This window comes from Epibacterium sp. ABZ3_068, from assembly GCF_056159265.1.
On the sequence record NZ_JBSWUV010000001.1, the window covers coordinates 1,824,168 to 1,835,779 of the forward strand.

Genomic DNA, 11,612 nt, shown 5'->3' on the forward strand with positions numbered 1-11,612 from the left:
ATGCGCTTATTGAGCCGCAAATTGTGCGGACCATGCGTCCAGTGCGGCGCGGTGGGGCTTGATGAAATAGGTTTCGGCAAATTTGCCCTGTTCAATCGCCAGTCCAGTGCGTTCTTCCCGATCGTAAACCACCTGTGTGAGGGAGAAATCCTGATGGCAGAGGCTCGGCCGAAAGCACTGCCCGGCAACAGAGTTCGCATTGTAAATCTCGGGCCGGTAGATCTTTTGGAAGGCTTCCATTGTGCTCAGCGTACTGATCAGCTCCAGATTGGTGTAATCATTCAGCAGATCGCCGATAAAATAGAACGCAAAGGGCGCCACGCTCTCAGGCGGCATAAAGTAGCGCACCTTGAGGCCCATTTTCTGAAAATACTGTTCCGTCAAAGAAACGGTATCGGGCGCGTATTCCACGCCCAGAACAGGGTGGGTATTGGCCGTGCGGGTATAGGTCTTATTGTCTGACACGCTCAGACAGATCACCGGAGTCTTACCGAAATGAGCTTTGTAGGTATCAGACGACACGAAAGCCTTGAAGATCTGGCCATGCAGGTCGCCAAAATCATCCGGCACGCTGAAGCCACTTTTGCCTGCATTGTATTCGCGCAGGCGGATGCTGAAATCATAGTCGCGTACATAGGACGAAAAGTTATTGCCGACGATGCCCGCGATCTGCGCTCCGGTGTGATTGTCATTGATCGTTGGCTTGAGCACTTCGATCGCAGGAAAACCCGCCTCTTGCCCCGGGACCTGAATTTCGGCTGATATTATATCCAACTGCACAGCATAACGGTCACCTTTGGGGTTATCCCAATAGGCCAGATCGTTGAACCGGTTTTCGATCATCTTGAGCGCGTTGCGCAGGTTCTCTTGACGATGCGCGCCCCGCGCCAGATTGGCGAAATTTGTTGTTAGCCGCGTGTTTTCTGTTGGTTCATAGGTTTCATCAAAGGGAATGCTCTTGATCATAAAGTCAAAACCGCTGCCCATATTTCATTCCTCTTACAGTCCACTCTGCGCCATCGCGGGTGCCGCGAGACCTGTGCTGTTTATGAGGGAGGGAGGTCGCTAAGAAAAATGACTTCTCTTTGGGTGAGCATGACACCTTGTCATGCGTTTAGGTTGACCGTTCAGCTTCGGCCGGAAAAGGCGGAAATTTGTCAAATTGCAATGGTGCTCGCCAGATCCACGAACCCTTGGAGATAGTCCGCAGCATCATCCTCACGAAATCCAAGGTTGATCGATTTTGTGATGCCAGTGCCGAGGCGTAAGCCCCGCACATCCGCGACCTCTCGCACCAGCCAATCTGGCGTTGCACTGACCGCTTGCCCCGAAGCCACAAGCAGCAACATCAGATCGGTGGTTTCAACCGTGCGGTGGCGGCGCGGCATGGCATGTGCAGGGGCGAAAAACTGCGTGTAGATATCCAACCGTTCTTTGGCCACGGGATAGGTAATCAGCGTTTCGCGAGACAGGTCTTTGGGTTCCACAAAAGACTTCTTTGCCAACCTGTGTCTCTCGGAGACCGCCAAGATCAGCTCGTAGTCAAACACCGGTTCGAAGCAAAGCCCGGGCCGCGCTAACGGGTCGGGCGTGACCAAGAGATCAATTTCATGACCCTGCAGCGCGGCCAATCCACCAAACTGAAAGGCTGAAGTGACATCCAGTTCCACGTCCGGCCATTGGTTGAGAAACTCATCTACCAAGCGCATCAGCCAGTTCTGACAGGGGTGACACTCCACACCAATGCGAAGCGTCCCGCGGCGGCCATCTGCATAGTCTTCAAGCACTTTGGCGCTGTGCTCTAGCTGTGGCAGAACACGGTTTGCGACACCCAATAGGAAATCGCCCGCGGGGGTAAGGCGCAATTTCCGCCCATCTCTGGCCCAGAGCTTAACGCTGTGACGTTCCTCAAAACGGCGAATGGCATGGCTCACTGCGGATTGGGTCAAACACAACTTGTCTGCTGCAAGCGTGAGACTGCCGGTTCTCGAGATTTCCCGAAGGATCGCAAGAGGTTGAGTGTCAATCATGGGATATATCGACCTGTTTTGGCTAATGGTGTGTCGCGCGACATCTCTTCAGCCGCCAGACCGAGACGACGCGGCGGTTTGGACCAATCGCATGGACGTACGGCCCGTTTGACCGTTCGCTGCACAGGAAAGATGTAGTCCGCCGTCATTGTCTTCGAATTGTCGGCTTCCAACACGTGCAGTGCTCCAATGCCCCGTGCAAAAAGCGAAAAGGCGCACCGGATGCGCGGTTTCGGCCTGGATCATCGCGGTCAAACCCATGTCTGCGTTTCTTTCATTGTGCTGCGACCTCATATGTGATGGTCCGTCCCGCCTCCATCGTGACGACCCGATCCGCGAGATGATTGAGAAAAGCGCTGTCGTGACTGACCACAAGAACCGCTGCGCCATGATCAGCGATATCGCGCAACAACCGGCAGACAAGCCAAGTGGACGGGCTGTCTAGCGCGCTGGTAGGTTCATCCGCTACGATCAATGCCGGTTCAGAGATCGCTGCACGGGCAAGGGCCACGCGCTGGCATTGCCCGATCGACAATTCGGATGGCCGCGCCTCAGGGTCGATCTCGCCAAGTCCGACACGCGCCAACGCCTCTGAGACCTTCTTGCGCATCTCGGTGCGTGGTAACTGGCGTTGGTCTGCTGCGGTCAATGGTTCCCTCACCGAGCGCCAAATAGGCCAATGGGGCACCAAACTGCTAACCGGGTCCTGAAAAACCGGGAGGATTGCGCCAGCGCGTTTCAAGCTGTCAGCACGCCAGATGGTTCCGCCTGTTGGACGTTCGATCCCCATAGCGAGCCGCAGCAACGTCGACTTTCCGCAGCCCGATGGCCCTTGGACCCCGATGATATCGCCGCTACTGACTGCAAGGTCTGCACTTCTGAGCGCCGACGTGCGCCCTTTGTTGTAGCTGGCGCTGACGCCCTCCATGCGCAGGATCGGCGACGCATTGGTGGCTCGTTTTCGCTCGGGCAACCTCTCCAATGCAGCCAAAAGACGCCGGGTTTCGGGATGTTGTGCGCGGGTTTTTAATGCGGAGGGTGCGCCTTGCTCTACCAAATGTCCGCCATGTAGGATACCGACCCGATCAGCGTTTCTGAGCACCAATCCGATGTCATGGCTGATCAACACAACAGCTGCGCCAAGCGACCGCAGAGCGGTCAGTACGGATTGCGCCCGGTCTGCGTCAAGCGCGCTGGTCGGTTCATCGGCAATCAGGATAGGTGGTGTAAGGGCACTTGCGGCCGCGATGGACGCACGTTGAAGCATCCCACCGCTCCACGTATGCGGATGCTGATGCATCCGGGCCTCCGCCTCAGACACGCCCAGGCCCGACAACCGCTCCGCAATCTTGGACCAGGACGTCGAAAGGCCCTGACACCGCCAAGCCTCGGCCACGTGGTCGCGCACGGGACGCAAAGGATCGCAACTCTCCCAAGGGTTCTGGGCTACAAAACCGACTTGCCCGCCGCGCACCGCCCGCCAGTCCCGCGCGTCGGCACGCGTCATTTCGCGACCCTTAATCAAGAGAGACCCACCCACCTTTGTCCCGCAACGGTGGAGCCCTGCAAGCGCTTTTGCGATGGAGGACTTACCTGCACCCGACCCGCCAACAAGGGCGAAGCACTCGCCGGGTTTCAAAGCGAAAGATACTCCACGAACTGGCGTCGCCCCGCTTGGATAGGTGACTGTGAGATCTTCGCACTTGAGCACTGCCTCCATCAGAACGCCTCCTGCGGGCTTGCGACGTCACGCAATGCATTGCCGAGCAGGTTGGCCGACAGGATCGACAAAAAGATCGCGAATGCCGGTGCAATCAACAGCCAAGGTGCAATCGGAAAGAAAAGACGCGACTCCGACAAAAGCGCCCCCCATTCGGCAGCTGGCGGTTGCACGCCTAGGCCTAAAAACGAAAACCCGGAAATGATGCTGATCATGATCCCAAGCTGCAACGTGGCGTATATGCCCAGTTGCAACGCGACGCCGGGCAGGATGTGACCCCAGATGATCCGCCAACCTGGAACGCCGGCCATCCGGGCCGCGATCACATGGGGGCGAGCGTGGGCATCTAGCGACAGCGACCGAGCAAGCCGCGCATAGTAGGCCCATTCGCCAATCAGGATTGCGATGAGCAGATTGAAGAGGCCGGGACCAAGAAGTCCAAGCACGACAAAGCCCAGCACCAACGGCGGCAAGGTCATGGTGATATCGACCAGACGCATCAACAAGACATCCGTCACGCCGCCCGCAAGGGCCGCGAAGATGCCCACGCACAGACCAATGAGGAAAACGGCCCCGAGGACCAACAAGGCCGCGCCGACGGAGCGTTGTGCGCCATCCATCACGCGGCTGAACATGTCGCGCCCCGTCGCGTCGGTCCCGAACAGGTGAGACGGGCTTGGCGGCTTCAACGCGTTTGCATAATTCGGCAGGTCTGGAGGATGTGGTGTCCAAACTGTACCCAAGAGAGCAAACAGCAGTAGAAACGCTCCGAGGAGCAGCCCGGTGTGACCCGAACGGTGCCGCCAGAGCCGCTTGAGTAAACTGCGCTCTGCAACTGTGGAAACGGAGGGCCGTACAAGCTCCAGCACTGTCATGAGCCTTGTCTCCTCAAACGAGGATCGATGACCATGGCCACAACATCCACAAGCAGCGATGCCGCCACATAGGAGAGGGCTGCGATCAGCACATAGCCTTGGATCACCGGGTAATTGCGGGATATGAGCGCTTCCAACAGGTAAGCCCCAAGGCCGGGCCAGGTGAAAATTGCCTCAATGAGGGGGGTGCCACCGATCAGCGCGCCAAGGCTGATCCCGATAGCCGTGAGGAAGGGCAACAGGGCATTGGGCAAGGCATGGCGCAGAAGGATGCGCCATTCTGAGGCCCCGCGTGCGCGGGCCACCTCGCTATAGCCGCTCGCCATCGCCTCCAACAATCCTGCGCGCAGCAGTTGGGTCCAACTGGCCGCGCGGTCCAAACCGATAATGAAGGCAGGGATGAGCGCGGCAGACCAGGACGGTTCCGCCAAAACGCGACCGAACTGGAAGCCCACAACGACGAACGTCAGCGCCAAGAGTGCAAAGACAAAGGTCGGAAGCGCGGCACCAATCTGCGTGTAAAGCCGGATCAGATGGTCGGGCCAGCGGTCTTGGAAGGCGGCGGCGATCACCGCTAGGACCAGCGAAAAGGCGATCGAGAACACCAAAGCAAGCCCCAGCAACATCAGAGTCGCTGGCAACCGCTCCATGAGCTCCTGCGTGACCGGCGCCTGGCTTGTAAAGCTTTGCCCCAGATCACCCTGAAACACGCCACTCAGCCAGGTTATGAACTGAACAACCAGCGGTTCGTTCAATCCCAGCGCTTCGCGCGTGGCTTCGATTTCCTCAGAGGTAATGTCTTGCATGCCCCGCCCCAAAAGCACCCGTTCGGCCACATCGCCGGGCGCAAGCGGAAGGATCGCCCAGACGATCACACTGGCGGCCAAAGCCGTCAGGAGGGCCTGGGCGGTCCGCAGGAGGACAGCGACCGCAAGGCCGCCGCGCTCTATTATGGTTCGTAACCAAGTCACTGTTTCGGAGCGGTATCGTACTTGATATGGTTCCACGCCACGGCGGGGACGTAATTGGACCAAGCATCGCTTGTGAGCGCGCGTTCAACCAGGATCGTTGCATTGAACACATAGGGATCCTCGTCAACAAGGATCGTTTGAATCTCGCGCAGCAATTCGTAGCGCGTTTCCTCGTCAACAGTCACATCCAGCGTCTCAATGAGCTTTTGGATACGATCGTTGCAATAGCCGCCGTAGTTCCGGTCGCCCTCGCAAGCAACGTAGCGGTTCAGGAAACCGCTGACCGAGCCGACAGTGGCAGTGCCCGTTGCAACCATTGCCAGGTCCCAGTCAACCAGATCGTTCATGGTCGCTTCCGTGACGCTATCGACCGAGACGATCTCGGATTGGATTCCGATGGCGGCCAAATACGCCTGCATCGCCGTCGACAGTGGGACCAGGTCGGGCTGCTGCGGATAGATCATCAACGTGACCGACAATGTCTCCCCGTCACGCCTGCGCGTGTCTCCATCGCGGAGCCAGCCCGCCGCGTCGAGGAGCGCATTTGCCTCATCCACGTCATAGCGATAGTTTTCAACCGCCCAAGGGAAGCGGGGGTTGTACAGCGATGTGGCCGGAATCTTTGCGCCATGAAATACATCGTTTGCAAGCTCCTCGTAGTTCACAGCCAGCATAACGGCTTTGCGCACCGCAATCTCTTCGAAGGCACCGTTGGTCACATCCATGGCGGAGAGGAACCCGCCCGTTGAGGGGGCCCCAAGAGCAAGGTTCACGTTGGGCGTCACCGCAAACACCGGGGCGGCGGCAATGGGCGGATAAAGGGCGATGTCCACTTCGCCGTTTTGCACTGCCAGAATGCGTGCGTTCACATCCGATACAAACCGCAGCTCAAGGCCGGCCATAGCTGGGGTGCCTTGCCAATAGTCATCGTAGCGCTCTGCAATCATACGCTGGTCGTTCAGGTCCACAACCTTGTACGGTCCTGTGTGGATTCCCGCCCCCTCAAGCGCCTCATAGTCCTCACCTGCGGCCAAAACCGGCGCCACATCGATGATCATAAGACGGCTCTCATGGGCCAAGATGCTGGGCATCTCGGGAACCGGCACGCCGGTATTCACGGTGATTTCCAAAGGGCCCGTCTGCGTGAATGTCGCTTCAGCAGGTAAGACGGCCTGTGTACCCGAATTGCGCGCGCGGTGGTATTCGATTGCTGCCAATACAGCGGGGACGTCCATGACCTTGCCGTTCTGAAAAGTGATGCCGTCTCGGATCGTGATCACCCAGGTCGTATCATCGGTACGTTCAACGCTTTCAGCCAGCCAGGGCGTGATCGTCCCATCAGGCTGAAACTTCATAAGCAGTTCACCTTGACCGAACTCTTGCATCCAGAACCCTTGGCTGACCGGGTCCATGGACCGGATCTGAAAGCTTGTCGCCATCTTAATGATGTCCTCAGCCAGGGCGGGAACCCCCGCCAGCGCAACCGCGCCGCCGAGCAAGAGGGATTTGAGTGTCATGGATTTGTCTCCTAAATTTAGGCCAGTGTCGCGCATGCCGCCTTGGCCGTATGAAATCTGAGGTCGTCCGCAGTGCCGCCATATACCAGCACCTCGCGCACGAAACGGCGCGTGGCCGTAACGTCGGGCAGCCGGTACCAGTGGCCATGCGGGTAAAGCGCCAGCACAGGGCCGCGATTGCAGGGGTAGATGCAACCGGTTCGCGTTGTCAGGCAGCGGTCGAAAACACCCGCCGCCTTCAGCTCGTCTTTCAGCATATGGGTGAAAGACGCCGCCCCATGGATCGCACAGCGCGGCCCAGTGCAGACCAGAAGGTGAAAGTCAAAATCGGGAGGATCATTCCACCCGGGTTTGCCCAAGCGCGGGGTCACCCCCTCAATGGGTTTGGACGGATCAGGATGCGCCAGAGAGGCTGCCGTGAAGGCCTCCAGAGCATCGGTGTGGCGTGCAGGGTCCGGCCCCAGCTCCAACCACGTATCCGCGTTTTGCCCGCGCGTTCGCCACTCCGCCATAACGCCCGGCAACCACGCCAAAAGGCCTTCTGGAAATGGGATACCAAAAGGCTGCACCCGGATGCGACGGTGACCTTCGGCCCGCATAGCATCCAGAGCGTCCATCAGGCTTGGGCCGCCTTCTTCCAGACGGATAAGGCGCGCAGGGCGTGACGTGGCATTGAGTGCGGCCGCTTCGAGCCGCTTCAAAGCCCCTTTGCTCAACGAATACGCTGACACCACTAACAAGATCGCGTCCGCATCAGAGGCTTTGCCTAGCCGGTGTTGGGTGACGTCCATCCGATCCTCCGCGACGATGCAGGGGACCAAAGGAATCCGAAGCTCAGTAAAGGTAATCTGGCCTTTGTCATCTCGGTTCTCCTTCCCGGACACCCCGCCCGGTTTGATTTGCGTTGAAGCACCAAAGGTGCCCGAGATGGCAGGTCTCCTGACTTGCGGGTCCTTGCTTCCTCAAACCTTCCCAGGCCACAAACGTTTGGGCCCAGTGGTGTTTCAGAGGTCGCTCACCGCTTACAGTTGCGGGGGCAGTCACGGAGTTGGCGCCTTTTGGCTACACCTCACCGTGTTCCCTTTTCATCCCGGCAAAGGCTTGTGCCAACCGGGAACCATCGGCGCCAATTGAGATCAAATTGCGAACACGGTCAAGATCAAGAATAAGCAAAACGGCCAAAAGTGTTTTGTAATGCTAAGTTACAATCTTAGCCCCGACTGAGCGGCGACCCTGTTCACCTCGTGCATTTTGTTCGAGCCGTGAATGTCCCGTGCGGTTACAGCGTTGCGCCGCTCGATTTGAGGTTTTGTGGCTTCACGATAATGCTGCGCTTGCACAGGTCCAGATTGCCCGCGTCTGGTTGGTCTGATCGCAGCTCGACGAGAACAGGGGCGACAATCGAAATTGACGTTGACGAGTAGCTGCTCTGACGACACATTCCGCACTGAAGATAGATCGGCGCGACAAGGGCTGTGTTGCACAAATCGGTGCTTGACCGAACTTCGCCTTTCCCCGGACAGACTTATCCTACGGGCTCTGTGACGGGTATGCCAATAGCTGTGTAACGGTTGAGCACCGCGATCCGAACGAGAAGTTCGGCAACTTGTCGGTCGAAGTCTCGAGCCATGAGGCCTTGGCCGAGGAGTTTGACGCAGTTCATCCATCGACCGGCAGTGCATTTCGGCACGAAAAGCCACGAGAGGTTTCATTTCTGCGCGGCTGCGGCGGTAATAGCCGGTCAGTTTTCACCATAAGGCGCGACCGAGATATTGGCACGCTCTCTCGGCTTCGTTTCGTGCGATGGCGCCCGCTGTCTTCGGCTTCCAAAGCTGCGCATTCTTGCGCGGAGGGATGATGGCGGCGGGTCTCATGCACGCAGCCCGGACAGTCGCGACCACCCTTCCCGAGATTGGCTCAAAGCGTTTACCGCAGGGATTTCCCCCTATCTTACAGAGGGCGAGCGCATTGTTGGTGAGAACCTCTACGCGCGCCACTCTGTCGTATATGATAAGCTGCTCTCATACTTTTGGGCTTCGCTTGGATCGTGGATGAAGAGGTTCAACCGTCGGATTCGACTTTGGCTCGGTTTGAAGAATTGCGCGTGCAAGTGGTTACGACGCTCTATCGCGGCCCGTACCGGAATGGCCTTTTTGACGACCTTGCAAAGTCGCTCGATCTGACGAGGCAGGAGGGGTTCGTAGCTCGCACGGCAGAAGCATTCAAGGAAAGGGCGATGCCAGAAAACGTGGGTAAGTATGTGAGGGAAGGACACGTCCAGTCAGAGGTCCATTGGATGAAGGCCGAACCCATACCTAACAAGCTGGCTGACTGAACAGCTGCTTTGTCCGCATGGTCGCCCTTGATGAATAGCATGTTAAATGTCCGCTGTAGCGAACATCGATAGTCGCACGATCTTGCTACGATTGGACCTTACCTCATCAACAACCGGGGTGTTATTCGCGGCTAACTGTGCAGATGAGAGACATTCCGATGCAGTTACCTGATGATGGGGGCGAATATCGGGGATACATTCGATCTATGATATATCAACTTATAACCGGTTATATCGCATGCTGGATGTAACCGGCTATAGGTCATGTTGACCAATACTGCGCTTTGCATGAGTGACCGTACCGGATTTTAAGGTGTCCTCACTCCACATTAGCCAACGGCCCTAAAAAAAAGCCGTTGGCATGGTTGGGTTACGGTTTAGGAAATATGGCTTTCTTCACCGAATAGGGCAGTCTTGGGATTTTTGAAAAACGAACCGATCTGGAACGCATCTCCACCTGAGAACCGGATCAAGAGGGCGCATGCGGCTAGAAATGCAAACTCTCTTTTGATCGCATTGAGGTTGTCCCAGACTGACTTGGCCAGATCCAGTTTACCAAAGCAGTAGATTGCTAGAACTACAAACGCGGCAATTGCAGCAAATCGTACCGCGTGACCAGATAGCAGTACAGCGCCAATTGCGATGGAAATCAGCGGGAAACCAATCCAAGACTTCACATGGTCGAGACCAAAGAAAAACCCGCCTGCAAGAAAGACAATGCCGACGGAAAGGCGCATTAATAACCCTAAGGAGGCCCAGCGGTCGGACACGGTCACCGATCCGCGACCAAAAAGCGAGTGGTCTAAGCTAAACTTTCCTGATCCAACCATGGCTAGGGCAAAGCAGAAACCAGACAGACCGATGTCTCGGATTTGCACGATGAGCGCTGGCGTAAGGTAAGTTGCATCGGTCAGCACTTGGTTTGGCGTCGTGACGACGGGAAGGGCAGCTACAAAGGACCACATCAAGAGTGCGAATATTATTGCGAGCGGACGGATAAAAATACCCAGAAACAGGGCAACCCCGGCGAACAACTCGAATCCTGATAGGGCTGTCATAAAGGCCCAAGGCGTCAGAGAACCATCCGCGAACAGGTAACTTTGGAAGAATTCGTTGATGTAGCCATTGGGTGCTAAATAGCGGCTGGTCAAGGCCTCGGCGCGGTCTGGATCAAGAGCACGGGATAGTTTCCACCAGCCGCCGACAATGAATACTGATCCAATGCCAAATCGCAAAACAAGCGCGATCAAGCTGATGTCTTGCAGGGACAACTGACTGGGCCCTGCCGAGCTGAGGTGTTGCCATAGATTTTTTGCGTCCAGCATGGACGTTTTTTGCTGTGTCATTCAGACACTCCGAAATATGAATGTAGGAGGAAAAGCAGCCGCTTGCGGCATGCTTGCGACGTTTAAGCGTATTTCGGAGGCTTTGGTTCAATACAGATGGCATGCCCGACGAGCGCTAGAGTTAGGATGGGCCAGTTTACAGAACAGGCCTTGCGCACCAGAACGATCTTGGTCGGGGTTGCAGATACACACGCGTTCCCATTACACAACATACTATCGACAACGCACTGACCGTTGCAAGGCGACACTGAATGATCGCCCGTAGTCTGCTCAATGGTAGCTGAGTCACTTAAGAACTGATCGGAGACCTGCGATCCCCATATGTGCAAATTGCCAATACATAGAATGCCCGCCAGGGCCATCCAACAGACAATATTGCGCGAAAAAAGTACCAGATTCTTCGACATAACGTGCTTCTCTACAGTTAGTCAGCTACTGGACTCTGCATAAAAACTATTCCTATGAGCTTCAATTCAAACAAATGTTATTGCCAAGCTGATTGACCCAGCCCCTTGATCCGGGCCGTTTGGGTGCAGAATCCGTTCCTGTTTCTTCCTCGTGATTAGGTTGCGGTCAAGGCCTGCTGAGCGGAGCCATTGCGTAGCTCAAGCGAAGCGGGCCGGGTGGCACGGTTGAGATTGGCGTAAACGGCGGGAGCCGGCCCGCCAAGTGATGTGTGTGGTCGCTGGGAGTTGTAGTCGATCCTCCAGGTTTCAATGATCTTCCGGGCTTCGGCGAGATTGCCGAAGATATGCTCATTCAAACATTCATCTCGCAGACGGCCATTGAAGCTTTCCACGAACGCTGTGCAGCATTGT

General features: G+C 56.7%; 8 protein-coding genes, 2 pseudogenes and 1 riboswitch. All 10 genes and pseudogenes read right to left on the bottom strand.

Annotated elements, in window-relative coordinates:
* Positions 1 to 6 precede the first annotated feature (6 nt).
* A complete protein-coding gene (locus tag ACXAEW_RS08755) occupies positions 7 to 987 on the bottom strand; it encodes a DUF1852 domain-containing protein (RefSeq protein WP_474940956.1) in 981 nt (326 codons plus the stop codon).
* Positions 988 to 1,157: 170 nt separating this feature from the next.
* On the bottom strand, positions 1,158 to 2,030 hold the full coding sequence (locus ACXAEW_RS08760; RefSeq protein ID WP_474940957.1) for a LysR family transcriptional regulator: 873 nt from the start codon (positions 2,028 to 2,030) through the stop codon (positions 1,158 to 1,160).
* Between the two features lie 274 nt (positions 2,031 to 2,304).
* Positions 2,305 to 3,750 (bottom strand): ABC transporter ATP-binding protein, encoded by a 1,446-nt coding sequence (locus tag ACXAEW_RS08765; RefSeq protein WP_474940958.1) that lies wholly within the window; start codon positions 3,748 to 3,750, stop codon positions 2,305 to 2,307.
* A complete protein-coding gene (locus ACXAEW_RS08770; protein ID WP_474940959.1) occupies positions 3,750 to 4,625 on the bottom strand; it encodes an ABC transporter permease in 876 nt (291 codons plus the stop codon). The genes ACXAEW_RS08765 and ACXAEW_RS08770 overlap by 1 nt, the downstream gene beginning before the upstream one ends.
* The gene (locus ACXAEW_RS08775) at positions 4,622 to 5,596 is read right to left on the bottom strand and encodes an ABC transporter permease (protein ID WP_474940960.1); all 975 of its coding nucleotides are present in this window, start codon (positions 5,594 to 5,596) and stop codon (positions 4,622 to 4,624) included. The genes ACXAEW_RS08770 and ACXAEW_RS08775 overlap by 4 nt, the downstream gene beginning before the upstream one ends.
* On the bottom strand, positions 5,593 to 7,113 hold the full coding sequence (locus ACXAEW_RS08780) for an ABC transporter substrate-binding protein (protein ID WP_474940961.1): 1,521 nt from the start codon (positions 7,111 to 7,113) through the stop codon (positions 5,593 to 5,595). Before ACXAEW_RS08780 ends, ACXAEW_RS08775 begins: the two co-directional genes overlap by 4 nt.
* A 17-nt stretch (positions 7,114 to 7,130) precedes the next feature.
* A complete protein-coding gene (locus ACXAEW_RS08785; protein ID WP_474940962.1) occupies positions 7,131 to 7,904 on the bottom strand; it encodes a (2Fe-2S) ferredoxin domain-containing protein in 774 nt (257 codons plus the stop codon).
* A gap of 121 nt (positions 7,905 to 8,025) precedes the next feature.
* A riboswitch (cobalamin riboswitch) is annotated at positions 8,026 to 8,250 on the bottom strand.
* 388 nt (positions 8,251 to 8,638) lie between these two features.
* A pseudogene (locus ACXAEW_RS08790) lies at positions 8,639 to 8,975 on the bottom strand (hypothetical protein); the annotation flags it as partial.
* Positions 8,976 to 9,825: 850 nt separating this feature from the next.
* Positions 9,826 to 10,794, bottom strand: coding sequence for a DoxX family protein (locus ACXAEW_RS08795; RefSeq protein ID WP_474940963.1), 969 nt, complete (start codon positions 10,792 to 10,794; stop codon positions 9,826 to 9,828).
* Between the two features lie 562 nt (positions 10,795 to 11,356).
* Positions 11,357 to 11,596: pseudogene (locus ACXAEW_RS08800) on the bottom strand (integrase core domain-containing protein); the annotation flags it as partial.
* Positions 11,597 to 11,612 lie beyond the last annotated feature (16 nt).